Annotated in this window: 24 protein-coding genes; 6 read left to right on the forward strand and 18 right to left on the reverse strand. The window is 46.2% G+C overall.

All coding sequences use genetic code 11. The features are described from left to right. Window positions 1-153 precede the first annotated feature (153 nt). A complete protein-coding gene (locus BC343_RS00375; protein ID WP_078345736.1) occupies window positions 154-666 on the reverse strand; it encodes a DinB family protein in 513 nt (170 codons plus the stop codon). 4 nt (window positions 667-670) lie between these two features. Continuing rightward, on the reverse strand, window positions 671-1,687 hold the full coding sequence (locus BC343_RS00380) for a glycosyl hydrolase (RefSeq protein WP_078345737.1): 1,017 nt from the start codon (window positions 1,685-1,687) through the stop codon (window positions 671-673). A 105-nt stretch (window positions 1,688-1,792) separates the two neighbouring features. Here BC343_RS00380 and BC343_RS00385 point away from each other — a divergent pair, with 105 nt between their 5' ends. Beyond that, on the forward strand, window positions 1,793-3,352 hold the full coding sequence (locus BC343_RS00385) for a L,D-transpeptidase scaffold domain-containing protein (protein WP_078345738.1): 1,560 nt from the start codon (window positions 1,793-1,795) through the stop codon (window positions 3,350-3,352). A gap of 166 nt (window positions 3,353-3,518) precedes the next feature. Here BC343_RS00385 and BC343_RS00390 read toward each other — a convergent pair whose 3' ends face one another. Then, a complete protein-coding gene (locus BC343_RS00390; RefSeq protein WP_078345739.1) occupies window positions 3,519-4,340 on the reverse strand; it encodes a murein L,D-transpeptidase catalytic domain family protein in 822 nt (273 codons plus the stop codon). 265 nt (window positions 4,341-4,605) lie between these two features. Next, window positions 4,606-5,184: a nitroreductase family protein gene (locus BC343_RS00395; protein ID WP_078345740.1), complete on the reverse strand. Its 579-nt coding sequence runs from the start codon at window positions 5,182-5,184 to the stop codon at window positions 4,606-4,608. Between the two features lie 218 nt (window positions 5,185-5,402). Here BC343_RS00395 and BC343_RS00400 point away from each other — a divergent pair, with 218 nt between their 5' ends. The 4 genes from BC343_RS00400 to BC343_RS00415 are packed head-to-tail and all read left to right on the forward strand — an operon-like array spanning window position 5,403 to window position 10,045. Then, on the forward strand, window positions 5,403-7,451 hold the full coding sequence (locus BC343_RS00400) for a BatA domain-containing protein (RefSeq protein WP_078345741.1): 2,049 nt from the start codon (window positions 5,403-5,405) through the stop codon (window positions 7,449-7,451). Between the two features lie 28 nt (window positions 7,452-7,479). Further along, window positions 7,480-8,742 carry a dihydroorotase gene (locus tag BC343_RS00405; protein WP_078345742.1) on the forward strand — a complete coding sequence of 421 codons (1,263 nt, stop codon included), beginning with the start codon at window positions 7,480-7,482 and terminating at the stop codon, window positions 8,740-8,742. Window position 8,743: 1 nt separating this feature from the next. Then, the gene (locus BC343_RS00410; RefSeq protein WP_078345743.1) at window positions 8,744-9,418 is read left to right on the forward strand and encodes a hypothetical protein; all 675 of its coding nucleotides are present in this window, start codon (window positions 8,744-8,746) and stop codon (window positions 9,416-9,418) included. A 24-nt stretch (window positions 9,419-9,442) separates the two neighbouring features. Next, window positions 9,443-10,045: a DUF4199 domain-containing protein gene (locus BC343_RS00415; RefSeq protein WP_078345744.1), complete on the forward strand. Its 603-nt coding sequence runs from the start codon at window positions 9,443-9,445 to the stop codon at window positions 10,043-10,045. 91 nt (window positions 10,046-10,136) lie between these two features. Here the strand turns inward: BC343_RS00415 and BC343_RS00420 are convergent, their stop codons facing one another. The 8 genes from BC343_RS00420 to BC343_RS00450 form a co-directional block, all read right to left on the reverse strand. Further along, entirely contained in the window at window positions 10,137-10,475 is a 339-nt protein-coding gene (locus BC343_RS00420; RefSeq protein WP_078345745.1) for a hypothetical protein, read from the reverse strand. Window positions 10,476-10,671: 196 nt separating this feature from the next. Then, the gene (locus tag BC343_RS00425; RefSeq protein WP_078345746.1) at window positions 10,672-12,879 is read right to left on the reverse strand and encodes a M56 family metallopeptidase; all 2,208 of its coding nucleotides are present in this window, start codon (window positions 12,877-12,879) and stop codon (window positions 10,672-10,674) included. A 12-nt stretch (window positions 12,880-12,891) separates the two neighbouring features. Beyond that, window positions 12,892-13,248: a BlaI/MecI/CopY family transcriptional regulator gene (locus BC343_RS00430; RefSeq protein WP_078345747.1), complete on the reverse strand. Its 357-nt coding sequence runs from the start codon at window positions 13,246-13,248 to the stop codon at window positions 12,892-12,894. Window positions 13,249-13,555: 307 nt separating this feature from the next. Continuing rightward, on the reverse strand, window positions 13,556-14,383 hold the full coding sequence (locus BC343_RS00435; protein WP_078345748.1) for a hypothetical protein: 828 nt from the start codon (window positions 14,381-14,383) through the stop codon (window positions 13,556-13,558). A gap of 3 nt (window positions 14,384-14,386) precedes the next feature. Next, window positions 14,387-14,566, reverse strand: a complete 180-nt coding sequence (locus BC343_RS30670) for a hypothetical protein (RefSeq protein WP_143822019.1) — start codon at window positions 14,564-14,566, stop codon at window positions 14,387-14,389. 20 nt (window positions 14,567-14,586) lie between these two features. Then, complete coding sequence (accC, locus tag BC343_RS00440) at window positions 14,587-16,092, reverse strand: acetyl-CoA carboxylase biotin carboxylase subunit (RefSeq protein ID WP_078345749.1); 1,506 nt, start codon at window positions 16,090-16,092, stop codon at window positions 14,587-14,589. A gap of 267 nt (window positions 16,093-16,359) precedes the next feature. Further along, window positions 16,360-16,839, reverse strand: a complete 480-nt coding sequence (locus BC343_RS00445) for an NADH-quinone oxidoreductase subunit B (protein ID WP_078345750.1) — start codon at window positions 16,837-16,839, stop codon at window positions 16,360-16,362. Further along, on the reverse strand, window positions 16,829-17,437 hold the full coding sequence (locus BC343_RS00450; RefSeq protein ID WP_078345751.1) for an NADH-quinone oxidoreductase subunit A: 609 nt from the start codon (window positions 17,435-17,437) through the stop codon (window positions 16,829-16,831). The genes BC343_RS00445 and BC343_RS00450 overlap by 11 nt, the downstream gene beginning before the upstream one ends. Here BC343_RS00450 and BC343_RS00455 point away from each other — a divergent pair. Further along, a complete protein-coding gene (locus tag BC343_RS00455; protein ID WP_078345752.1) occupies window positions 17,436-18,650 on the forward strand; it encodes a BaiN/RdsA family NAD(P)/FAD-dependent oxidoreductase in 1,215 nt (404 codons plus the stop codon). The genes BC343_RS00450 and BC343_RS00455 overlap by 2 nt on opposite strands. Window positions 18,651-18,835: 185 nt before the next feature. Here BC343_RS00455 and BC343_RS00460 read toward each other — a convergent pair whose 3' ends face one another. From BC343_RS00460 to BC343_RS31505, 6 genes are all read right to left on the reverse strand, one after another. Beyond that, window positions 18,836-19,267 (reverse strand): DUF1801 domain-containing protein, encoded by a 432-nt coding sequence (locus tag BC343_RS00460; RefSeq protein WP_078345753.1) that lies wholly within the window; start codon window positions 19,265-19,267, stop codon window positions 18,836-18,838. 104 nt (window positions 19,268-19,371) lie between these two features. Continuing rightward, window positions 19,372-19,989: a peptide chain release factor H gene (gene prfH / locus BC343_RS00465; protein ID WP_078345754.1), complete on the reverse strand. Its 618-nt coding sequence runs from the start codon at window positions 19,987-19,989 to the stop codon at window positions 19,372-19,374. A gap of 3 nt (window positions 19,990-19,992) precedes the next feature. Continuing rightward, a complete protein-coding gene (locus BC343_RS00470; RefSeq protein WP_078345755.1) occupies window positions 19,993-21,396 on the reverse strand; it encodes an RtcB family protein in 1,404 nt (467 codons plus the stop codon). A gap of 6 nt (window positions 21,397-21,402) precedes the next feature. Further along, on the reverse strand, window positions 21,403-22,134 hold the full coding sequence (locus BC343_RS00475; protein ID WP_078345756.1) for a hypothetical protein: 732 nt from the start codon (window positions 22,132-22,134) through the stop codon (window positions 21,403-21,405). Between the two features lie 324 nt (window positions 22,135-22,458). After that, window positions 22,459-23,217: a DUF6348 family protein gene (locus BC343_RS00480; protein ID WP_078345757.1), complete on the reverse strand. Its 759-nt coding sequence runs from the start codon at window positions 23,215-23,217 to the stop codon at window positions 22,459-22,461. Window positions 23,218-23,230: 13 nt separating this feature from the next. Next, entirely contained in the window at window positions 23,231-24,823 is a 1,593-nt protein-coding gene (locus BC343_RS31505) for an RNA 2'-phosphotransferase (RefSeq protein ID WP_078345758.1), read from the reverse strand. Between the last annotated feature and the right edge of the window lie 58 nt (window positions 24,824-24,881).

The raw sequence follows: 24,881 nt of genomic DNA on the forward strand, positions 1-24,881 counted from the left end.
TGTATGAACGTTACGCATTACCGCTTTGCATAGCCGGAATTGCATGGTGTCGAAGATTTCTCTTCGCCCTCCCGCGCTTTTCCTCCCCGCTGCTCATCGAAATGACATCGGGATATTTTCAATTGCCCTTTCTTTCCAATTTCTGTTCCCCCTTCAGGGGGTTAGGGGGCCAATCCTCACCGTCACCAATAACTGCCCAAAATGCCGCATGGTATGCTCCGCCGAATGTGTGTAAAGCCCTATAACAGTCGAGGGTAATTTACCCCTGCCAACGGGGCGGAAGTCGGTAAGTGTGGCTACATCGGTTCTGCTTAACTGTGCCAGCGCTTTATCAACCTGCGTATTAAATGCCTCAACCAATTCCCCGCTTGTATATGTTTTATTACCCGGTTTGCCTTCGGCAGCTAAGTATAGCAGCTGTGCTTCGGTTAGCGGCTGGTTTTGTGCATAAGTAAATAGCCTATCTAAAACGCCGGTTAAATGCTGCAGGTGAAAGCCCGGCGATGCCATGCCGGCCACATTATCCCACAGCTTGTCATCGGGGAATCCGGTCATTAATTCGTTCAGTTCTTCGCGGGCTTGTAGCAGGGCATGGGCTACGGGCTGCAGCAATGCGGGCATACCGGGCAGCGGACCGCGCAGCCAAACTTCGGGTAGGTTACTCATAGCATTAAGGTTTGGTAGCCAAGCGTTCTTTTACGTCGTCGTGGTTAAGGGTTTGTGGTAGCTCGTAAATTTCTTTGGCGCGGCCTTTTGGGTTATCGGTCCAAAGCCAGCTGGTCCAGGTCATGAACCAAAGCCATTTGGGCTGTGCTGCCAGTACTTCTTTGTTGGGCATTTCGCCGTTTTCGGTAAGGGCAATGGGTTTTCCTTTGGCAAGCGCCAGCAGTTCTTCATAATCGTTTTGCTCGTAGTCGAAGTGGTAAACGTCCGTTCCCAAAATATCTACATAATCGGCACCGGGGTAGTAGTCTTTATAATGGTAAGCCTCGTCAGCAGGGATATCGCGAATACTGTTGGCTCCCCAAACCCATATTAAGTTATTGAGGTGGTGGTAGTTAGTATAGCGGTCGTACATCATTTTGTACAGTTTGGCTATGCCATCGGGGCCTTTTTTATTCCCCCACCAAAACCAAACGCCGTTCATTTCGTGGTAGGGGCGCCAAAGCACGGGCACTTTTGCATCTTGCAATTGCTTCAGGTAGCCGGCAATTACATCTATCTGCGCTGTCCATTTTTTGTTAAGGGCGGTGCCGGTTGTGGTGAGTTCTTTCCATTGTTCGGAGTTTAGTTTGCCTTGTACACTTTCCTTCCAACCATAAGGCGGCTCGTCAATCGGGCGGCCCTGGTGCCACATCAGTGTAACCAAATAACCCTCGCGCGATTTTTTGATGGACTCGTTCACAATGTTTTGCCCCAAATCCTTATCGCCCCACAAAATAAAGTCGGTACCCCATAGTGCCGGGTATTTGCCGGTTATATTTTTTGCAGAGTCGGAGAAAACATTCAGGTCGCTGTTATAATTGTGTTGCCCGCTCAGGATGTGTTTGCCGTTTATTTCGTACAGGTAGGCCAGCAGGTCGGTGGCTTCGCGGCTGGCATTTTTATTAACAGGCTTAAAGGTTTGTGCCATTGGGCGGCAGGCAAACAGCATTAAAATGGGTAGTACAAATATTATTTTCTTCATAAAGTAGTGTCGCTTATACTTTCATAAGCATTTTTATAAATATGTATGCGGTATGGTATAGCTATTGCTATAGTCAAACCAAAACTAATATTATAAATTCATCCTATGATAAACTTACACTTAAAAAAAATACCTCTTACACCATGCCTTTTACTGTTCGCAGCATTGATGCTGGTGTTTTCGAGCTGTAAAAAGAAAACAAGATCGGATTTAGGCAGGGTGCTCTACGAAAAGACTAAAAACAAGGTTTTTAGGGATGCTACGCCCGAAGCCCTTGCCGAAGTGTTTAAAACCGTATTGGCAGAAGAAAAGGTAAACGTTAACAATCCCAAACTTATTAACGCTTTTTACGAGCAGAACGATTATGACCCTGTGTTTGTGATGGACCACATCTTCAATGGCGATGTTGACCTTACTGCCACTTATTTTGACAAAGCGGGCCAGCACGGCTTAGACCCCAAAATGTTCAATGCTGACAAAATAACAGCGCTGGTGGCTAAGTTTAAGAACAAAAAAGCCATTAAGAACATTAACGAGGCCTACCATGATATTGCTCTGCTGGAAATAACCATGGCCAACTCGCTCATCAACTATTCTAACGCGCTGCAATATGGTATCTTAAATCCCCGCAAAATTTACCAGCGTTATTATACAGAAACCAAACGCCCCGATAGCGTGGGTATGTCGAAGATATTGGCAGTTACGGATCTACGCACCTATCTGGATAGCATACAACCTAAAGACTCCCAGTACCTTGCCTTGCAAAAAGCGTTAATGAATGGCAGCACCGCGCCGGGTATGAGTAAAGAAGAAACCACCCGTTATCTTGTAGCAAATATGGAGCGCCTTCGTTGGAAAAACAAACCAACACAAAATAGATATGTGATCGTAAATATTCCCGATTACAGGTTGGATGTGATGCAGGATGGTGCATCAATACTAAATATGAAGGTTTGTGTGGGTGAAGGCCGAAATAAAGACAAAACTATTAGCCTTGTAGATTATGATGAGAGTGACAAGGTAGACCGCCCTTTTAGCCGCGAAACGCCGCAGCTGAACAGTATGATACACAGTGTGCAAGTAAACCCGGTTTGGAATATTCCACAGAGTATAGCCAACAAAGAAATTATGGTTGAAGCCGCACAAGATCCTTATTACCTGAGTAATAAAAATATTGACGTGTACGAGAACGGCAAAAAGGTGGAAGATTCTGAAACTATTGATTGGGCTTCGGCACCAAAAGACAAGTACGAATTTAAACAACGCCCAGGAGATGATAATTCTTTGGGAAAGATCAAGTTTTTGTTCAATAACAAAAGCAGCGTTTACCTTCACGACACCCCTGCTAAAGAACCATTTAATTGGACGATGCGTGCTGTAAGCCATGGCTGTGTACGCGTTGGCGACCCGCAAGGCTTGGCGCGGGTTCTATTTGGTGAGGGGCCAACTTACGAGAAGATAGCTACGGCCATGGGTGAGGATAACCCGGAACCTACTACCATCGGCCTACCCAAAAAAATGCCAGTATATATTACTTATATTACTTGCTGGGCAGATGGCAACGGCGTTATACAGTTTCGTCCGGACGTGTATGGTTTAGATGTAGTGCTTTACGGACACCTACAACGGTTTTTAGCAAGTAACGATGTGTTGGCTAAATTGTAATTTTCACCGATCGCACCGATTTTTATGATTTGATTTCACCGATGGAAAGGAGAGGAATTGGTGATAATAAAAAAGTCCATACCTATTCGGTTATGGACTTTTTTTATCGGTGGAATCACATCAAAATCGGTGAAATCCCCGGGGTATAATTGGTTAGTTTAGTTTATTATTTAACCACCGCATTGGTGTCGATATTTGAGTTATCCGCCAAATGAGTAGTATCAACTTTAGCAACGGGCATCAGGTAGTTCATAGGAGCAGTTTCATCCAATAGTTTTGATGTATAGGTGCTGCTGTTACCGTGGATAAACATCATGCTGTGCCCTTTAATGGTATTGATAACCATGTTTGATACCTCCGGCGATACAGCGGGGCAGCCAAAGCTGCGGCCCAGGCGGCCCATAGCGTTTATTGCCCCCTGGCCAACGTAATCGGCAGCGTGTACTACTATACCACGAGCAAGTGCAGCGCTGTTTATACCTTCATCTAACCCGTTAAGGCGTAACGAGCGGCCGTGTTTGCCCATGTAAACATCCTCTGTTAAATAAAAGCCAAGGCTGCTCTGGTGCGATTCGTTGGTGTTAGAGAACATGGTGGCCATATCATCGCCACTGCCTTGCCCGTGCGCTACCCAGGTGTTTAACAAAAGGGTTTTATTGAGCACGTCAATTATCCACATACGTTTCTCGCGGCTCGATTTGCTGAAATCTACCACGGTAATAATATTGCTGTTTTCGGGAAGTTTGTTCTCCAGTTTCAGGTTTAAGTAACCTGTTAGTGCTTTTTGCAGCACCGCCACATTCATGCCGGTTTGCTGTAATTGCGCTACCTGGTAAATGCTGTTCACGTACTGCTCAAAATACTCTTTTGCGCCGGCCGGAACCGTTTTTACCTCAATGTTTTTGGTTGCGTTAGTTGGTTTCCAACTGATAACGGTTATGGAAATTAACAACATCACACAAATAGCCCACCACAAGTGTTTTCTCATACTTTATTCAGTTTAATCAATAAGTTAATCAATACAGGGGAACGCAGGTACGGTAATTCTTGGTTTACAAATTGCGATTTGCTGTTACAAATATACGCTGATTAGTTAAAAATATTGTCACAGAAACGCAAATATGTATTTTAATGAAAATTACTTACTGTAAAGTTAAAAATAAAAATTCATTAAAACAAGAAAAGCCTCATCAAACCCACAAAAACGAGCCTGATGAGGCTTTTATACGCAGCTTACTACGTTTAGGTTAAACTTATTTATTCCAGGTTATTTTCTCCTCGATAGGCGTTTTGCGCACACCATTTGGCTGTGTTTCGGTGTAGCCCAGGTAAATTACGCCCAGAACGGTATCCTCTGCACCAAGGCCAAAATGCTCGGCAAAGGCTGGTTTAAGGGCCATACCGCCGGTGCTCCAAAATGCACCAATATTTAAGGCTGTAGCGCCAAGCAACATGTTTTGTACTGCGCATGATGCCGCAACAATTTCTTCGAACTGCGGAATTTTAGGCAGGTCGCCACGTTTTTGGTAAGCAATTACTACGTGCGATGTATTGTTGCCCTGGCTGCTCAGGTTGGCAAAAGTAGTTGGGTTAAATGTTTCCTCGGTAGTGCTTGCTTTGTAAATTTCGGCGTGTTGTGCGCAGTATTTCAAAGGCTCTTCAAACACAATAAAGCGCCATGGCTCGGTAAGGCCGTGGTTAGGCGCCCAGTCGGCAAGCTCTAAAATAGAGGCAACGTGGCTATTTGGTATTTTGTTGCCATTCATGGTAGATGGCTTAATAGTGCGGCGCGCCTTTATAATGTTGGCAATAGTTGCGAAAGTAGTTTCCATAGTATAATGTTATATGCTTTTTTAACTCGAAGCGCAAAAGTAACAAAAGGCTCATAGATAGCCTTGCATATTTATCAACTTTCTGGGTTTGCGCAATGATATCGGCTGACCTGCGTTTAGAATACTTATGGCCTTTAATAAAACCGCATTGCCGGGGTAAAGCCATAGCCTGCGTTCAATTTATTTTTGCAAATTTGTAGCACACCTGTTTAGCACCAATGCATTTTTTATATCCTGCTTTCCTGTTTGCATTGTTTACCCTGGCCATTCCCATTTTGGTGCACCTGTTCAATTTCAGGCGGTATAAAAAGGTTTATTTCAGCAATGTACAGTTTTTGAAGGAGGTGCAAGAGCAGCAGGCCTCGCGCCGTAACCTTAAAGAGCGGTTGATATTGACGGCCCGTATGTTGGCGCTTGCGTTTTTGGTGTTCGCCTTTGCGCGGCCTTATATCCCCGGTAAAGATGACGCCGATGCCGGTAAGCAGCAATTGGTGAGCATTTTTGTAGATAACTCGTACAGTATGCAAACCCTCAACCGCGAGGGCAGCCTGCTGGATGAGGCCAAGCAAAAAGCCAAACAAATAGCCTCGGCATATTCTATAAACGACAGGTTCCAGCTCCTTACTCAGGATTTTGAGGGCAAACACCAGCGCCTGCTAAACCGCGATGAGTTTAACGATGCTGTTGATGCCGTAAAAATAAGCCCGCAAAGCCGCAGTATAGCGCAGATAACCGCCCGCCAGCAAAGCCTGCTGGGTATGACGGGCGGCGCGGTGAAACACAGCTACATTATTTCCGATTTTCAGCGGAACATAGCTACGGAAACCGATACAGCTAAAACCGATATTCCCGTGAATTTGGTTCAGCTCACAGCTAACCGATTGCCAAATGTAGCAGTAGATTCGGTTTGGCTGTTGAATGCCACCCATCGCCCGGGCGAAACGGAAAAACTGCTGGTGCGCCTGCGTAACTATGCCGGCAAAACGGCTGAGAAAGTGCCGTTGAAGCTGTTGATAAATGGCGTACAAAAATCATTGGGGAGTTTTACGGTAGAGGCCAATTCAGCACAGGTAGATACGCTGAACTTCTCGGGCCTGCAGGCAGGCTGGCAACGTGGCGAGATACAATTGCAGGATAACCCCGTTACCTTCGATAACAGCTTTTACTTCAGCTTTAATGTGAACGATAAATTGCCCGTGCTGCTGGTAGATGGCGGCATAGCTAATAAATACCTCGGGGCTGTTTTTAATGCTGATAAGTTTTTTGATGTAAAACGCGTGCAGGATGGTAATGTAGATTATGCTGCGCTGAATACTTACCCTTTAATTGTATTGAGCGATATTACCGAAATATCTGCCGGCCTGGCTCAGCAGCTTAAAACCTACGTAAGCAAAGGCGGAACGTTGATGGTTTTTCCTGCAGCCGAGGCGATGCAACCAAGCTACCAGGCATTTTTACAACCCATGGGCGCTGCCTATCCCGGCAAAGTGGTTACCGAAGCCGTTAAAGTATCATCATTAAACCTGCAGAGCACAGTGTTTAAAAATATCTTCGAATCGATGCCGCAAAACCCCGACCTGCCCGTAGTGAAGAAATATTACACTCTTGCCGGTGCGGCGAAACCGGCCGATGGCTTAATGAAACTGCAAAACGGCCAGCCACTTTGGGAAGGCTACAATTTTGGCAAAGGCAAGCTGTACGTAGCCGCCGTTGCCCTTAGCGAAGATTTTAGCAACCTGCCCGTACATGCCCTTTTTGTTCCGGTAATGTTTAGGGTAGCATTGCTGAGCGGTCACGATCAGCCTTTGTTTTACACCCTGGGTAGTAACCAAGCCATAGAAACCGTTCCGTTACAGTCGACCGAGAAGCAGGTGGTGAAATTGCTGAAGGGAACCGAGTCTGTTATCCCCGATGTGAAACAGCAGGAGGGGAGCACCATGCTGTATCTGCCCGGGCAATTGAACGAAACCGGGCTTTACGACTTGAAGAAACAGGATAGCACCGCCGCTGTTTTAGCGTTTAATGATAACCGCAGCGAATCGGCTCTGAGTTATTTAAGTGCCGCTGAACTGGCCAAATTGTTCCCGCAGAAGAGCAATTATATAGCTGGTGATAAATTTAATGTGAACAATATCAACAGCGCCGAAAATTCGGGGCTTCAATTATGGAAACTTTGTATAATTTTGGCCTTAATATTTTTAGCCGCCGAAACACTGCTGGTAAGGTTCTACAAAACCAATAAAAGCATTGCCACGCCGGCCGGCTGAAAACTTTTACCCACCTTAAACAGCGATAATGAATTTGCTTATCAAATCTGCCACTGTTGTACATCCCGCTTCTCCCTTTCACCTTAAGGTTGCCGATATTTTAATTGAAAATGGCATTATCAGCCAAATAGCCGAATCGCTTAGTGCCGATGGAGCCGAAGTGATAGACGGTACCGGCAAATACCTGGCACCAGGCTTTTTCGACTTGAATTGCAATATTGGCGAACTGGGTTTAGAAACCAAAGAAGACCTGCAAACCGGTACCGCTGCCGCTGCTGCGGGTGGTTTTACCGGCATTGCTTTAATGCCCAATACGCATCCACCGGTACACTCCAAAGCCGAAGTTGAATACCTGCTAAACCGCGCTAAAGGTAATTTGGTGGATATTTACCCGTTGGGCACTATATCGCACAAACGCGAGGGCAAGGACTTATCTGAAATGTACGATATGTTTAAAAGCGGTGCCAAGGCCTTTACCGATGGTAACCGCCCCGTGCAGGATGCCGGCCTGATGGAACGCGCACTGCTCTACGTACAAGGCTTCGGAGCAAGGGTAATATCATACGCCGAAGATGCTTTTATTGCCGGCAAAGCCAAAATGAACGAAGGCGTTGTGAGCACCATGCTGGGCATGAAGGGCATACCATCGCTGGCCGAAGAATTGATGATAGCCCGGGATATTTACCTGGCCGAAGATTCGGGAACGGATATACACTTCACTACTATATCTACCGCACGCTCGGTAGAGCTTATCCGCGAAGCAAAAAAACGCGGGCTAAAAGTTACCTGCGATACTGCTATCCATAACATAGTATTGACCGATGAGGCCCTAATGGGCTTCGATAGCCTTTACAAAGTAAAACCACCGCTGCGCACACAAGCCGATGTGGACGCACTGATAGCCGGCTTGAAAGATGGTACTATTGATGCATTGGTAACCCAGCACACCCCGCACGAAATTGAATTTAAAGACGTAGAATTTGAGGTTGCCGAATACGGCATCATCGGCCTGCAAACCGCGTTCGCCATGGCTGTAAAAGCAGGCCTTTCTGTTGAGCTGATCGTAGAAAAACTATCTATCAGCCCGAGGAAAATATTAAATGTGGAAGTACCCGAGTTTACAGCAGGTGCCGAGGCTAACCTTGTACTGCTGGATACCGATGCGGAATGGGAGTATAGCCGTGCGGTAAACCTGTCTAAAAGCGCTAATTCGCCCTTGCTGGGCCAAAAACTAAAAGCAAAAGTTTTGTTAACCTGTAATAATCACCAACACTTTAACTCTAATAACTAAAATGACCGATCCAAAAATAAGCGCGTCGCTAACTGCTGCCCTGGCAGCGTACGCAAAATACGAAGGCGAAAAGTTTGATATCGTATCAATAAACGCCAAATTCGAAGCTGTTTTTTCTTCGGATGCCATATTTCTTGATAAGGTAGATGCCCTTGACAAGGTTTTTAACGATAACCCGAACCTTGAGGAACTTCGCCAGCTATTCTTCGACCTGCTGCTTGTAAACTTCTTTAGCGAGGATGTTAAAAAGCTGGAAGACGATTACCTGGAAACCCCGGAATGGGAAAAAATAGAAGAGCAAACGCTCGACCGTGGTACCGAACTGCTTAACCTGCTGCTGTACCTAAACGAGTGCGAGGACGAAGATATTGAGCCCGAACTGGAAGATTACCTGAAAGAGTTTTTGCTTGTTGATGAAGACGAGTTTCAGGACGAACATCGTATTTACGAGCCGGTAATTGCCAACCAGATATTGATAGAAAGCCCTGCCGCAGAAATTGCCAAAGTGGCTAACAGCCTTCCCGAAGATTCGGAGATAAAGGAAATGTTTTACCCAATGATGTGCTTTTTCCAAAACATAGAGCCTACCGAAACCGAAAAGAGCGAATACGCTGCTAATGCTATAAGCCCCGGTTTTGATATGGCTGTGCTGGATATATTAGTTAGCTTTAAATAAATTAAACTATAAAACCCTATCATCATGAGCGAAGAACTGAATGCCAAAATTAAAAAGCAGGGCCTTAATAAGGGGCTAATACTTGGTATTATAATGGGCGTGCTTAAAATTTTGCTTTTTTATTTTATGACCACTATGGCTACCTCTTTGCTTGGTATCATTGGTGGCCCCATCTTGTTTACCATGATAATTCCAATTGTTATTGCTGTACTGTTGTGCAGTGATCTGCGTAAAAATGTAGGTGGTTTTTGGGATTTTAGACAAGCTGTAAGTGGAATTTTTGTGATGTTTATTGTAGCGTATGTGGTGAGCTATTTGCTTAGCGACGTATTGTTCCCTATGGTGATAGAACCGGATATGGTTAATAAAATGGAGCAAGCTATGATTGCTACCATGACCAATGTTATGGAAAAAGCAAATGCCGATCAGGCGACAATTGATAAAGCGCTTGATGACGTTCATAAACAATTAGACGCGCAGAAAAACGTAAGCATTGGAGGAAGGATACAATCTTTCGCAATAGGCTTAATATTCGCATTTATACTGGCTTTGATATTTGCTGCCATCTTTAAAAAAGAGCGCCCGCTATACCTTACCGAAGACGGGCTTAAAGAACCAACGGTTTAACTCCAGATTAGCATAAAACGCAAAAAGGCTCCGAAATTCGGGGCCTTTTTTATTGTTGAGTTTTGGGTGGAGTCCTCTTTATTGCGTCGGCTTATTCCAAAGTGGCTATTGCCGAAGTAAGGGCCTTAAATAGTTTTCCATCTAAAGGCTCGCCCATTATTACGGTCCACTCATCATCATGGCGTTGCAGCCAGTGTACACATACACCGTTGTTCAGGCTGCAGGGCATTACCACTTTATACATGGCATCGTTACGGGCATAAAGCACCTTCATCACTTTAGTGCGGTAGGCCTTTTTTTCGTAACTGAATGATATGGTAAATATTTTTGACGATGCCACACCCTTGCCGGTGTTTATGGCCTGGTCGGTATTTAAGTTAACAACCTTCAGTTGCATATCTGCCTGTTGTTGAATTGCTGGGATAGACATAGATGTTAATAGTTGAGTTTGAATTTTCGTTCTGTACTATTAACCAAAAGCCCTGCCAAAGTGTTTTACGCACACGGCGTAATTTTAATTATAATTTATATGTTTAATTTTTACTACAAATGGCCCATTATAAAAAACAGCGGCCAGGCAAAATTAATTACCCGGCCGCGTGCTAACTATTAACTGATACTAATTACTATTTGGCTTTTTTAGTGTAGATGTAAACCACACCGTATTTAGCTTTTTCGCCATACTTTTTAACGGTATCGGCATCCGAGGCGGTGCTCATACGGTCTATGTCAAAGGCCGATAATTTTTTCAAATCTTTCTCGCTGGCCTCTTTGCCATCAATAATGATCAACTTGTCTGATATCCGGCTAACGCTTTTATCGGCATAAAATACGTTGCCCTTCATGGTACGCACTTCGGTAACATCGGCGCTTTTGAATTCAGGGCGGCGGATAAAGCTTACCCGTGCCATATCTTTCGTAACAATATCTTCCGGCGTGCGGTAAACAAAGGTAGTGTGTGCCTGCATATTCTTAACGCCGGTAATATCGTCGCCCGCTCTGGTAAGCCTTTTGGGATCGCCGCCACGCAGAACTATTATCGAGTCTAACTGGCGGGCGCTAAGCCCATCTACGTTTTTACCGTTAATTCTCAATTGGTCTACAGTGCCTTTTAGTTTACCATAGCCCCTCACGGTAATAGCCTGGGCACCTACACGTTGGAAGGTATCTGTCAATCTCAATACATTGTCGTTAATGCGTACAGTTGTTATACGGTTGCTTAATTTATCTGATAGTTCTTTTCCTTTTTCCGAATCGCTGGTAGCAATAAACAGTATTTTGCTATCGGCTTTAAAGCCCATGCTATCATAATCGTTCAGCATAGTTTTGGCCACCGCTGATGATACAATGTTTACCGACACTATCTTGTTAGGGTCTATCTTTTTAAACTCATCGGCGCTTATCTTTTTGCCGTTGAGTACATAGTTCAACGAGTCGAGGTTGGCGTTGTTGGTTGTGATAACTACTTTGCTTTTGTAATTGGTATCAACGGTAACCTGTAATTTAACGGATTTTGCTGTATCGCTTTTCTCGTCTACCTCGCTTTGCAGCAGGGTTAAGCGATAGTTCAGTTTATCTACAACGCCCGGGTTAAGCTGGTTTGCAACTATCTTTTTATCAGCTATCAATTGCAATAGCTTGTTTTTTAGTGCCATGCCTTCGGCAGAGTTGCGGGTGGTTGCCAAGGCTACAGTATGCTTGCCATCGCCCAGGCGGAAGTATTTTTTGGCATCAGCAGGAGTAAGCATGTAAAGGCTTTCGGTATCGGTACCAAAATGTGCACCTTCGGGGCTTACTTTAATACCATTAATGTAGAAAATATAAGGCCCGGCTGTATCCTCAGCTTTAGCAGCGCTGGCCGGTTTTTCATCGGCAGATGTGGGTATACTAAGCGATTCGGGCAATACGGTGTTCAGGTTTTCGGCAACAGTATTGGTGAGTTCTTTAATGGCTTTTGCCCCCGTCTTTTTAACCACAGCAGCTTTAGAAATGCTGAATACCAGCAGCAGCGCAACGGCAGGCAGTACAAAGGCATACCTGGTGAGGTTTAACCTCGAAGATCTTTTTGCGTTCATCATAATTATGCGTTTTTTAATGGTTGAAATGTTAAAGTGGTTAACAATGCCGGGCGTAGTGGCGTTAAAGCTTACGTTCACCAGGCTGTATTGGTAGGCTTTGGTATCGATGCCTTTGTTGAGGATCTTGCGGTCGGTAATAAACTCAATGTTCTCGCGCACCGCCTTCTTCATCAACCATACCCCGGGGTTAAACCAGTAGAAGATACTGCTAAGTTCGGCCAGCAATATATCCACCGTATGCCAGCCGTTTACGTGCACTTGTTCGTGTAGTAGAATAGCCTTCAAATCGGAAGCAGTATGGTTGGCGGGGTTAACGTATATGCTTCGCCAAAACGAGAAGGGCGCGACCTCTCCGCTGATCAGCCTTACATCATGGTTAAGTACACTGGCCGATGTGGAGTTTCTGTGCAGTTTCAACAACGAGAAAAGCTGAACAAGTAAGCGTGCGCCTAAGAGTGCTGCACCCGCCCAAAACAATACCGTTACCCATTGCCAGTAGTCGGGCCGGTCCAGCTTTGCCACCGGTGCCTGCCAGTTGAGTATTACGGTTTGTACGGGTACGTTTATGGCCTCGTGCCGTTCGGCAAAGGCCGTCAGGTCTATTTTAGGATAAATGGTTGCAAAAACGATCGCCGTTACCAGGTAAACCCTGTTAAGCGTGTAAAAGGTAAGGTGGCGCAGCACCAGGTAATAGCCCGCACAAAATACCAGCAGGGCCATGTTCACTTTAAACAAAAACACAAATAAGGTTGGCATCGCGTTAAGTTTTTAGGGTTTTTCGATGAGTTTGATGATCTCTTGCAGGTCGCTGGCGCTTATTTTTTTGTCTTTGGCAAAAAAGGTTACCAGGTCTTTGTACGAGTTTTTAAAGTAGTCGCTCACAAAGCCGCTCATAAAGCGTTTTTTGTATTCCTCTTCCTGTATGACGGGGCTGTAGCGATAAGAGTTACCGAACTTCTCACTTTTCAGGAAACCCTTGTTCTCCAGGTTTTTTATGGTTGATGCCAGGGTAGTGTAAGGGGGCTTCGGCTCGGGCATTGCTTCCAGAAATTCCCTTATAAAACCGTTGCCTTTTTGCCAGGCAGCCTGCATTGCGTCTTCTTCTTGTTGTGATAATTTTTCCATCTTTCTACGAATGTTTCGTAAATCTACGACTATTTCGTAATGATGCAAATATTTTAACAAAATTTAACAAGATGGTTATTTAACCGCAGAGGGCGCGGAGGTTCGCAGAGGTTCGCAGAGCCTTGCACGCGTATTAGAGAGAGGTGAGATTGTTTTGATGGATATTTAATGTAGAGACGCAATACTTTACGTGTCCCGTATTCAATCCCTTCGCTGTCGTCACTGGGCTCCCGATAGCGGTACATGCACGTACAAGGAATCCCCCCAATCTATACAACTTGCCTGAAAGTCAATCAACTATTAAATTCTAACTGGGAATAGAGTCAAATTCTATCTTCTTATCCAAAAGTCGACCTGAATAAAATCCTCGACCTAATATCGTATCAAAAAAAATAGAGTTTTTTTTATCTGAATTAGAAGCGTCATAGTAAAATATCGCGCCTTTGCCATTTTTTGTATCTACAACTATTGATTCAATCGTAAGCTCATGTTTGTCAGATATGTAAATCTTTCCGTTTTTAATTGACCAAACCTCTGACCTTTGCTCAAACAATCCCGTGACTTTCCACTTGCCGTCCATCGAATGGGCATCATTTGCTTTGGATATTTTATCAAGCGTGTCAGTTAATTCTTTTTTTCCAACTTCCAATTTATCAATGTCGGTCCTGTATCGAGCTATATCTTCTCCCCGAAAATGAGATTCTTGAGATTTGTTTTGCAGTTGATTTTTAATTGAGTCATATTCAAGCATCTCCTCCCGATGTTTTCTATTGAGCTCCTCAATCTTAGTTAGATAGGTTTTCGAGTTGTAAGTAAGTTCATATATTTTATTTTGACTACCGATATAAACCCATGCTTGATATACCTTAATCCAATTTCTTATAATCGGGAAAATAAATGTGTAAAACAGCGCGGTAGCAAAAGGATAGTAAAAATTGCTTGATAAATTTGTGTTTTGATAAATTACATCTTGAAAGGATTGGTACCCATCCAAACATACCTCGTCTTGCTTATAGAAAAGCAAAACAATTGGAATACGCCAATTGATAATAAACCACGATAAGATAAAACTACCAATTAAAGGGCTATTAAGTCTTGATTTTATATCGGAAAAGAAATTCTTTAACTCTTCCATTTTTTAATTGTCGATTTCTGATTTTTCAACTGAACCCAAATGATATACGGCAAAAACTCTGTCTCCACGTATTTCAACTCTCGTAGTTTCCCAAAAAGAACCGTCTTTGTGTTCTACGTAAATTGTACCTCTATTGGAGGCTACAAAACCGGATATATCGGCAAGTGCGCAAATATCTTTCATCTTGTTTTGTCTTTTTTTAGTTAATTGCCTGAATTATAGTGGAAGTACATCACCTGCCTGTTCTTCACCCAGTTAGATGTGCCAATGTTAGTCGCCTCTGTTTGCTTTACTTGCGGGGTAGTGAGCAGTCGTTCCATAATAAGTGCGGCAATCAGTGCCTCATCTTCAGTGCCGGTGTTCAAGCTATCGGGAATGAAATACTTCTGTACAAAATGCGTATCGAACTGTCCCGATTTAAATGCCTCGTGCTGCATTACAAATTTGCCGAACGGTAGGGTGGTTTCTATCCCGGTGATCTGGTACTCATCTATGGCGCGCGCCATGCGTTCAATGGCTTCCGCGCGGGTGTTGCCGTAGGTGATTAGTTTGGCTATCATCGGGTCGTAATAAATGGGGATTTCCATGCCTTGCTCAAAGCCGTCATCCACTCGCACGCCCGGTCCTTTGGGAGTGATATAAGTTTCCAGGGTGCCTATGTCGGGCAAAAAGCCTTTAGCGGGGTCTTCGGCATATACACGGAGTTCAACAGCATGGCCTTTTATCTTTAAATCCTCTTGTTTAAAACTGATCGCCTCGCCGCGGGCTATGTTGATCTGTTCTTTCACCAGGTCTATCCCTGTAATAAGCTCGGTTACGGGGTGCTCCACCTGCAGGCGGGTGTTCATCTCCAAAAAGTAGAAGTTGAGCTGCTCATCCATAATAAACTCCACCGTACCCGCGCCGGTGTAGTTTACCGACCGCGCCACATCAACGGCGCATTTACCCATGGCTTCGCGAATTTCAGGCGTTAGTATGGCCGATGGCGCTTCTTCCACCACCTTTTGGTGCCTGCGCTGTACCGAACAATCGCGCTCGAACAGGTGCACTATGTTTCCATGGCTATCGCCCAAAACCTGTATCTCGATATGCTTGGGCGACGAAACATAGCGCTCTATAAATACCGAACCATCGCCAAAGGCCGAAGTAGCTTCGGAAACGGCAAGGTTCATTTGTTCTTCAAAATCGGCGGCCTGCTCTACTATGCGCATGCCCTTGCCGCCACCACCGGCTGCGGCTTTTATCAGTATAGGGTAGCCCACTTCGGTGGCACGGGCGGCTGCCTCGGCAACATTGGTAATCGCTTCTTTGGTGCCGGGCACCATGGGGATGTTATATTTTAATGCAGCGGCTTTTGCGGAGAGTTTATTGCCCATCACTTCCATGGCTTCGGGCGAGGGGCCAATAAGGGTAAGGCCTGCTTCGCGCACTTGCCTCGCGAATGCAGCGTTCTCGCTCAGGAAACCATAACCGGGGTGTATAGCTTCGGCGCCAGTTGTTTTGCAGGCGGCAATTATTTTTTCGCCAACAAGGTAGCTTTGGCTGGATGGTGCTTCGCCGATGAAAACGGCCTCGTCGGCATAGCGAACGTGCAGGGCATCACGGTCGGCAGCGGAGTAAACGGCCACGGTTTTAATACCCATTTCGCGGGCAGAACGCATTACGCGCAAGGCAATTTCGCCACGGTTGGCTACCAGTATTTTTTGCATAGGTAACAAATGTAGCGGATTATTTGAAAGCTGGAAATGAGTGTGGAAGGAATATAAAAAACTATGTCATCCCGAACGAGCGTGGTGGGTTGAGGCAAGGGGCGAGGAGGGAACTTATACGGCTATGCTTTGTGGCAGTGCATAGCGTTCAGGCAAAGCGGTAATACATTACGTTCGTACATTGCGTCGAAGATCTCTCACCCGCTCTGCCGCAAAACCCACGCTTCAGGGATTCGAGATGACACGGCGGGTAAAAAAGGGCGCAGCTTACCCCACCAAACTCTCTGTCTCTATCTTCTTTTGAAGTTCCAGTATAGCGCCTATAAGTGCTTCGGGGCGGGGAGGGCAGCCTTGTACGTAAACATCAACAGGTATTACCCTGTCAACACCTTTTACTACGTGGTAGCCATGCTGCCAGTAAGGGCCGCCGCAATTACTGCACGATCCCATGCTGATGACGTATTTAGGATCGGGCATTTGCTCGTAGAGGCGTTTAATGCGCTCTGCCATTTTAAAGGTAACCGTGCCGGCTATAATAATAACATCTGCCTGGCGGCTTGAGGGGCGAGGGAAAACGCCAAAGCGGTCGAGGTCGTACGTGGAGGCCATGGCGCCCATCATTTCAATAGCGCAGCAGGCTATACCAAAGCTCAGCGGCCACAGCGACGATAGCCGCGCCCAGTTGAGCAGGTCGTTCATTTTGGTGACTACTATGCCGCCATTTTCGTTAGTTAGGTCAGGCGTCATTGGCTGGTTTTTTAAAGCTTGGCTTGAACATAGGTTTTGGCGGAGCGGTAGTAGCTGGGGCGGTTACATTTGCGGTTTCAGTAGCCGGAGCTGGTCCTGTTGTGAAGGCTTTTACCTTAAACGCGCTTTGCTGTTGGTTAATATTATCGTAAAGCGATTTGGGGATGTAAGTGCCCGATGTTGGCGCTGTTGGGTTGGGTTTTATCCATTCCAGGTCGCCTTTTAGCCATACATAGGCAAGGCCTAAAATGAGTATGCCCAGGAATATGAACATCTCGCTAAGCGATAGCCATCCCCAGCGCGGGTCGGCAGCTATGAGGCTTTTGTTGCCAAAAACGGTTGCCCAGGGGAACACGAAAACCATCTCCACATCGAACAATAAGAACACAAGCGCTATCACGTAAAAACGCGAATTGAAGGGTAGCCAGGCATTGCCGGTTGGTTCTTCTCCGCATTCGTAGGTGCTAAGTTTCTCAGGATTAGGGTTTCGCGGGGCCAGTAAACGGTTCACGCCGAAAAGCATCAGCACCATTACTACGCCCACAATTAAAAAGATAAGTATCTTTCCAAATTCTGATATTTGCGAAACATCATCCATGGCAGCAAATCTAACAAAACAAACCCATTTCGACGCTATAATTATCGGCGGAGGTGCCTGCGGGCTCATGTGCGCGGTGCAGGCAGGCTTTTTGGGCAAGCGCACGCTTATTTTAGAAAAGAACGATAACGTAGGTGCCAAAATACTCATCAGCGGCGGCGGGCGTTGCAACTATACCAATCTGTACGCCACACATAAGCAGTTCCTATCCCAAAATGATAACTTCAGCCGCTCTGCCTTAGCGCAGTGGACGGTTGATGATACCATCACTTTCTTTGAAACTTATGGGATAGAGGGCAAAGAGAAAACCCTCGGCCAGCTTTTCCCCGAAAGCGATAAGGCAAAGGATATTGTAAATGTATTTACCACGCTATGCGCCGATATGGAGCAGGAGATATGGTGCGATGCAGAGGTAACGGTCGTAGAACAAACCAGCGATGGTTTCACCGTTAGCTTTGAACGCGAGGGTAAACAACAAACGTTGCGCACCTCTAAAGTAGTAATGGCAGCAGGCGGCCTGCCCATACCTAAAATGGGCGCTACCGATTTTGGCTTGCGCACCGCGCGGAAGTTAGGGCTGCAAGTAACCGAAACCACGCCCGCGCTGGTGCCTTTAACCATCACAGGTAAAGACCAACCCTGGTACGAACAACTAAGCGGCAACAGCGTATTTTGCCGCGTTTGGAACGATAGGGCAAGCTTTGAGGAGAACATACTGTTTACCCATTGGGGCTTAAGTGGCCCCGCTATATTGCAAATATCATCGTACTGGAAACCTGGAGAGTATATCTACATCGACCTGCTGCCCGGTCAGGATATTATTGAAATGATATTGACCGAGCGTGCGCAGAATGGCAAAAAGATGCTGTTGGCTTACCTATCGGGATTGTTTACCCGGAAGTTTGCCGATGCCCTGAGTGATTACGTACCCGCAGATAAAAACCTCGCATCGTTAACCAAAACCGAATTGGAGGATATTGCCCTTCTCATGCACGAGTTCAGGGTGAAACCTGCCGGCACCAAAGGGTACGAAAAGGCAGAGGTAATGCTTGGCGGGGTTGAAACCAACGAGCTATCATCAAAAACGCTGGAAAGCAAAAAGGTGCCCGGCCTATTCTTCGGTGGCGAGTGTGTAGATGTTACCGGCTGGCTGGGCGGCTACAACTTCCAATGGGCCTGGGCTTGCGGGTTTGTAATAGCGCAGAATTTATAAAACCTTTTACCACTGTGTCATTCCGAGCGAGCCTGGGCAGGCAAAGTGCGAAGGAGCGACGAGGAATCTTCGACACAATGCAATGCGGTCATGCATGGCGTTCATGTCAAGCGTCTAAGATTTCTCCTCACGCAGCGCACTTTGCCTGCCCACGTTCGTTCGAAATGACATCGAGGGGCATGGCGTTAGCTCGTAGCCGTCGCCTTAACCCCATACCGTATAGCATCTGCCAGCACATCAAGGTTTATATCGCTTAGCTTTTTAAACTTAATGCAATAGCCTGTTACACTGGCTTTGCCTAAGGTTTTGCCGTAAGTATCGGGCAGGTATTTTCGGTCTTCTATCCCCATTATGTATACAGAAATGCCGGTGGTGTTTCCGCTTAATCCGATCTGGTAGAAATCCCTGGTGGTGCCGTTGGTATATTTCATGGTGTAGAAACCATAGCCAATATTGGGGTTGGTAATTACTTTGCCTTCTTCGTTCTTACCATCTAAAAACCAAAGCAGGCAACCCGGCAATATCCCGAGGATGAAGTTGTGCAACTCTCCCAGTTCGGCGCGTTTGGCTTGGGGCTGGCTGTTGATGTATGCCTGTATCTGTTCTTCGGTGCTCATAAGATGATGGGTTAGCGGTTAACCGAATTTCCATCATTTTTTTGATATACCAAATAAAAAACGCCGCCGGTTCATTAACCCGACGGCGTGCGATATAAAACTGCTTAAATGAGCGGCGCTTTAATGGTTTTAACAGGGTTGCCGCGTTCTAATTGGTGATGTTCCAGCCATTGGCTTTGTTGCTGCTTCATCAGTTGAGTGGTTTGCCAGCTTAATACCTTGGCCTCTAACCGGGCGAGGCAAAGCTTTTTGTTCTCCAGTTGCGAGCGGCTATCCATGGCCATTACCTGTAGGCCCGAGGGCACGTGAGTACCCCGAACTGCCGTTTCTACCTTGTTCACATTCTGCCCGCCCGGTCCCGATGCACGTGTGGTTTCCAGCTTCACATCGTTCGGGTTCCATTGCATCAATTGCTGCACATCAAAGGCCGCCACGCCCACAAACCAGTTCTTCCGTTTATGGAATTTGCGGTAAGGGCTTTGCGCTATCCATTGAATGGTGCCTTGCCATTCGCTGACGAAGGCATCCAGCTTTTCGCCGCTGGCCATCATGGTGGCGGATAGGAGGGTACCGTTCAGATCAGCGGGGATATTCTCCAATGTTTCTAAAGAGATGCCCTGTTGTTTGGCCTGTTTCATCATCAGGCTTTGCACGCAGGCAACAACCCGGCAGCATTCTGCCGGGCCTTTGCCCGATGTTATTTGAATGATCATCTTCTTCATGTCTTACTCCTTATTCATGCGCACAATGCGCGGGTAAAACTTGCCTTGCACATCCACCAAGTCGCGCTGGGCTGCAATAACGCTTTCAATATCCTTATAGGCCAGCGGGTTTTCCTCAACAGTGCCGCCTATCAGCGAAACGCCTGCATTGCTCAGCATTTTCTTCATGCCCGAAACGGTCATGCTCTCCTTTGCTTTCTGCCTGCTCATGGCCCTGCCCGCGCCATGCGAGGCGGAATATAAAGCATCACTCACGCCCTTGCCCGCCACCAAATAAGCCGGCGTTGTCATGCTGCCGGGGATAATGCCCAGCTCGCCTGCATGTGCCGGTGTGGCACCCTTGCGGTGAACAATCACTTCGCGGCCATCTGCGAGGGTATCCTTCCAGGCAAAGTTGTGGTGGTTCTCTACCACATGCAAAGCTTTCAAGCCTAAATCTTTCAGCAGGTTGGCGTGGATGCGTTGGTGGCAGGCTTGTGCATAATCGCCGGCCAGGGTCATTCCCAGCCAGTATTTCTGACCGGCTTCGGTATCCATATCCAGCCAGGCCAGTTGTTGCGCCTGCCGCGGCAATTTGCAGGTGTTCATGGCTACTTGCGTATAATGCTGCGCAATGGCCGATCCCAACCCGCGACTACCCGATTGGCTCAGCAAGGCTGTATACTTTTTAGCAGGCAGGCCGAGCGTGTTACCCTCCAGCAGTTCTATCTCGCCGAACTCCACAAAGTGATTACCATTGCCCGATGTACCTAATTGCCGCACTGCCTTGCTCCGCAGCGGACGTAAAAAAGACAGCTCGTTGAATACCGGGCTATCAAGCACCTCGTGCTCTTGCCGTGTTTCCAATCCACCCTCCATACCAAAGTGGGTATGGTTTTTAAGCGCCTGTTTTATCTGGTACTCATAGCGTTTCAGAAAGCCATCGGTTTCATCGATGATCGACAAAGCCATGCGGCAGCCAATATCCATACCCACCGCGTAGGGGATAACCGCGTTATGGGTTGCCAGCACGCCGCCGATGGGAAGGCCAAAGCCCATGTGCGCATCGGGCATTAAAGCTCCCTGCACGCTTACAGGAAGCAGGTTGGCCAGCTCCATTTGCCGCTTGGCCGAGCCCTCAATGCCCTTGCCGCCATAGGTTTTGCAGGGTACGGGTTCATCCCGCAGTTCATACACTTTAAAGGCCGGGCCTTCGGTTTTGCCAATTACCTTTTCGGCTATTTTTGCCGTTAGTTCGTTATCCAGGAATGCCTCCGGATCGTTCTTAATTTCTTTCAGCAGATCCAGCAGTTGCTGTTTGCTGTGGTGTTTAAAGTTCTTTGAGGCTACGCCGATAACGAGGCTTCGCAGCTGGTCGTTATGGTAGCCTATTTTACTTAAATCTTTTGTTCTTAATAAATTGCCCATGCGGGGTTATGTGTTTATTTCCAGGTAAGCTTCTTTTAATGTGTACCCGGGTAAGTTTTTAAAATTGTTAATGTAGTTGGCATGGTAATCATACCAATCTATACGGCGGTAATAGTCGCCGTCTTTCAGTTTACACAATCGGGGCTCGAGGTTCCGGTTTTCCAAATACAGGTGTATGTAAGCTAACTCCCGTTCAATATCCAGATCAAGGGGCTTGACATGGGTTATCATGTTCGGGGCAATTTTCAATACATATCGCCACGCTTCTTTAAACCTGTAAACAACTTCGGTTCGCCTGGTTTTGGGGAAATAGGTTTCTATTCTGGTAAAGCAGGCCTTTTCCTCTTCGGTTAAGCCCATGCGGTTTATTTCCCATGCATAGGGGCTAAACTCTTTCAGAAATTGCTGCTTCACATAGTAACCATACCTGCCCTTACGCCGTTTTTTCCGTTTGAACGACTTATCATGATGATACTCTGTGGTATTTATCTTTTCCAGCAAAGTTTCGTAGAACGCCGCCTTTGGGCTGCGTTTTACATCCTCTCGCAGTATAAAATAACGTTTCCAACCACGCTGGTAAGGGTGCTCCAGGGGAACCCATGGCAAATGCCTGCGTTGTTCCCAAAGTTCGTTACGCCGTTTATCCAGCCGTATCAGTTGCTTGTCGCGATCAGTTTTTACGAGCCGCCGTTTTTGCCTTGCCGATTTGATGCGGCATGGCCATTCATGTGTATCCATCGGATCACTTGTTTAATTGTTCATCTGATGTGGTTTTTGATCTGGTTCGTCCCCCGGATGAAGGATATAGCCCGTAAAGGAGCGCTCAGGAAAAACCCATTAATTGCGGCAGGCAAAATGATGTACAGCGTAGCCTAAGCAAGCGCCTTAACTATTTAATAAAATATAGGGTACAGTGTTTGCCTACCTAATGGGCAATGAGCGAAAGGGGCGATATGTAGCGTTGCTCTGTCATGATTCCTTGATATTTAAAAGGTTAACAAATCAGGAATTGGATGCAAATATAGTATTTAACTTTAATGTGCAATAAAAATTAGAAATTGTTTAGTCCACAAGCTCGTCGTATTTATCGCAGCGCCTGAACAGTATAAACTGTTTCAGCGCCTTAAACTCACCGGGCATCGACCAGCTTTCAGCATAGTTGTAAATTATGTCAGTGGCTTCGTCCCACGGGTCGTTGTTAAATGTGCATTCGCCTATGATGGTTCCGTCTGCCCGTTTAGAGATGTATATTTTAAGCCAGTTTATTTTATTGCGGGTTAAGTTTGTTTTGACTATATCTTTCAATAGGTCAAATAAAGGTTCGCCCTGAGGAGTTTCTTCCCATTTGCCTTGCATTATCAAATTGCCCAATTTAGGATGCTGTAATACCTCATGATTATTTATGGAAGCAAGAAAGTCAAATTCGGGTTGATGGCTATCGGCAAATCCATCCATCACTGTTAAAAAAGTGGAATTTATATAGCTATTCACTCCCGATAGGATTTGCGCCTCCAATGTTTGCCCAATACCCATGAGCTCTTCAATGATTCCTTTAGGGTAATATTTGGCATGGGAAGCAGCCACCATCAATTGCATTAAACTTGGATGAGTGCCCGGCGTGTCAACTACCATAAAACCTAATTCCACGTCGCCGTTAACTATGAGGGCAAGATATTTGGGGTGTCTTTCAACCTCATAGCCCATCTCTTTTAGTTTGGCTTCGAAAGCTAATAGCAGTAAGAAATTCTTGTTAATAGGCGGTTGTTCCGGCTGCCTGATAGGCTCCGGTTGTTTCGTTTTAAAAAGATCAAATAATCCCATATCAGTAATTTAATTATTCCTCCAAACTCAAAAACTCCGCCGGCACACCATCCGTTAGCCAAACCTTGTTTTCCGACAGGTAGAATACATGCCCGGCTTTATGCATTTCAGCGGTCCGTATTAAAAATATGGCGGGTTTACCGTGGCGGCTGCCTACGTTTATGGCGGTTTCGCGGTCGAGGCTTAAATGCACATGCTGGCGGCTTCGCTTTTGAATGCCGGTAGCCAAAATGCCTTCCACCGACTTTTCGCCCGTGCCATGATACAATACATCGGGTGGTGTTTGCGGTGCGTAACCCAGGTCAACCTCAACCGAATGCCCCTGGCTGGCGCGTATCTTTTTGCCGCTCTCGTCGAAAGCGAAACGTTTTTTGGCATTGGTGTCTACTACTACTTGTAATAGTTCGGCATTTATCTCGGTGCCGTTCTCGGTTGCTTTTTCTAAAAGCTCGTCAACATTTACCCAGCCTTGTTCATCCAAAGTAATTCCTATCAGTTGGGGTTGATGCCTTAGTACCAGGCTCAGGAATTTGCTGGTACGGTCTATAGTGTGTTTATCCATTTCTACGTGGTTTAGGTTTTTAGGAGGTTTTATTTCTTTATCGTAATGCGTTAAGGTGCGGGCCAATTGGTCTTTTATAACTTTTACCAGTATGCGCGGGCCAAGTACGCGTATTTTAGAGCCAAAGCCCAGTAGTTCGCGCTCCAGCTCAAAGTTAGGAATTACGCGGATACTGAAGGTTTTACCGCTCTCGTCATCTTTCAATATTTTTTGGGTATGGTGTATGGGCTTGGTAACCACGTAGGGCGCATGCGCGGCCTCTATCCAAAAAACAACTTCCACGGCCCGCTGCCCCGGAGATTTGGTAACGCCAATACAATCGCTGTAATAAGTGGCCAGGTCTATAGTGGTGTTTTCGCGGTAAGCTTCATCGTGCTCCTCAATGGTTTGTATACGGTCTAAGGCCAAATTAAGCAGTGTGCCTTTTTTGTGGGTAATGCCCAGCACAAACCAGCGGTTGCGGTATTCTTTCAGCAAATAGGCGCTGAAGCAAAAGGTATTGGCCTCGCGCGCTTTAAAGGAGCGGTAAGTAACGCACAGCGTCTTTTTAGCTACGATGGCCTTGCGGATGCCTTCGATGTATTCCAGCCCCTTCAGGTTATCGTTTCGCTCAAAATCCACAACCGGCGCGTTATGTGTTTTTTGTGAGTAAATTTTGTCTTCCAGTTTGCTCACCATTTCGCTCAGGTCGGCAAAGTGGTTAAAGCCTTTGAACTGCTTCAGCAGACCCGATACCTCACTCAAAACCTGCATATCTTGCTGACTAATGGGGCTGTTGGTTATGCTATAACCTTTCTCGGCGTAGGTGTAATACTTTTTATCGACTACGATAATAGGCGCTTCGTAACCCAGCTTGTTGCTGCGCATCATCTCAATATCAGCCTGTACCGAGCGGCGGCTTACGCCTTTATCAATACCCTCAAACTCGTACAAAGCATCCGAGCAGGCGTCGATCAAATCGTCCAGCGTCCACTTGCGGTAGCGGTTCTGCAGGCAGTTATCAATGGTGCGGTAGCGGATAAGGGCGTTGCGGTTTACAGGCATAGGTTAAATATTTCTGTTAAATATGGCAATTATTTTTTGCTGCGCAAAAAGGTTGCGC

The organism is Mucilaginibacter pedocola (genome assembly GCF_002013915.1).
Classification (GTDB): Bacteria; Bacteroidota; Bacteroidia; order Sphingobacteriales; family Sphingobacteriaceae; genus Mucilaginibacter; species Mucilaginibacter pedocola.

Bases quoted from the DNA above. Each gene is read 5' to 3' on its own strand.
- BC343_RS00425 (WP_078345746.1), bottom strand. From the start codon at position 12,879: ATGCCAACCTTATTTGTGTTTTTGTTTAAAGTGAACATGGCCCTGCTG.
- BC343_RS00480 (WP_078345757.1), bottom strand. From the start codon at position 23,217: ATGGGATTATTTGATCTTTTTAAAACGAAACAACCGGAGCCTATCAGG.
- BC343_RS30670 (WP_143822019.1), bottom strand. From the start codon at position 14,566: ATGAAAGATATTTGCGCACTTGCCGATATATCCGGTTTTGTAGCCTCC.
- BC343_RS31505 (WP_078345758.1), bottom strand. From the start codon at position 24,823: ATGCCTGTAAACCGCAACGCCCTTATCCGCTACCGCACCATTGATAAC.
- BC343_RS00450 (WP_078345751.1), bottom strand. From the start codon at position 17,437: ATGGATGATGTTTCGCAAATATCAGAATTTGGAAAGATACTTATCTTT.
- BC343_RS00380 (WP_078345737.1), bottom strand. From the start codon at position 1,687: ATGAAGAAAATAATATTTGTACTACCCATTTTAATGCTGTTTGCCTGC.
- BC343_RS00405 (WP_078345742.1), top strand. From the start codon at position 7,480: ATGAATTTGCTTATCAAATCTGCCACTGTTGTACATCCCGCTTCTCCC.
- BC343_RS00415 (WP_078345744.1), top strand. From the start codon at position 9,443: ATGAGCGAAGAACTGAATGCCAAAATTAAAAAGCAGGGCCTTAATAAG.
- BC343_RS00445 (WP_078345750.1), bottom strand. From the start codon at position 16,839: ATGACGCCTGACCTAACTAACGAAAATGGCGGCATAGTAGTCACCAAA.
- prfH (WP_078345754.1), bottom strand. From the start codon at position 19,989: ATGAAGAAGATGATCATTCAAATAACATCGGGCAAAGGCCCGGCAGAA.
- BC343_RS00430 (WP_078345747.1), bottom strand. From the start codon at position 13,248: ATGGAAAAATTATCACAACAAGAAGAAGACGCAATGCAGGCTGCCTGG.
- BC343_RS00395 (WP_078345740.1), bottom strand. From the start codon at position 5,184: ATGGAAACTACTTTCGCAACTATTGCCAACATTATAAAGGCGCGCCGC.
- BC343_RS00470 (WP_078345755.1), bottom strand. From the start codon at position 21,396: ATGGGCAATTTATTAAGAACAAAAGATTTAAGTAAAATAGGCTACCAT.
- BC343_RS00385 (WP_078345738.1), top strand. From the start codon at position 1,793: ATGATAAACTTACACTTAAAAAAAATACCTCTTACACCATGCCTTTTA.
- BC343_RS00460 (WP_078345753.1), bottom strand. From the start codon at position 19,267: ATGAGCACCGAAGAACAGATACAGGCATACATCAACAGCCAGCCCCAA.
- BC343_RS00420 (WP_078345745.1), bottom strand. From the start codon at position 10,475: ATGTCTATCCCAGCAATTCAACAACAGGCAGATATGCAACTGAAGGTT.
- BC343_RS00435 (WP_078345748.1), bottom strand. From the start codon at position 14,383: ATGGAAGAGTTAAAGAATTTCTTTTCCGATATAAAATCAAGACTTAAT.
- BC343_RS00400 (WP_078345741.1), top strand. From the start codon at position 5,403: ATGCATTTTTTATATCCTGCTTTCCTGTTTGCATTGTTTACCCTGGCC.
- BC343_RS00375 (WP_078345736.1), bottom strand. From the start codon at position 666: ATGAGTAACCTACCCGAAGTTTGGCTGCGCGGTCCGCTGCCCGGTATG.
- BC343_RS00390 (WP_078345739.1), bottom strand. From the start codon at position 4,340: ATGAGAAAACACTTGTGGTGGGCTATTTGTGTGATGTTGTTAATTTCC.
- BC343_RS00475 (WP_078345756.1), bottom strand. From the start codon at position 22,134: ATGGATACACATGAATGGCCATGCCGCATCAAATCGGCAAGGCAAAAA.
- BC343_RS00410 (WP_078345743.1), top strand. From the start codon at position 8,744: ATGACCGATCCAAAAATAAGCGCGTCGCTAACTGCTGCCCTGGCAGCG.
- BC343_RS00455 (WP_078345752.1), top strand. From the start codon at position 17,436: ATGGCAGCAAATCTAACAAAACAAACCCATTTCGACGCTATAATTATC.
- accC (WP_078345749.1), bottom strand. From the start codon at position 16,092: ATGCAAAAAATACTGGTAGCCAACCGTGGCGAAATTGCCTTGCGCGTA.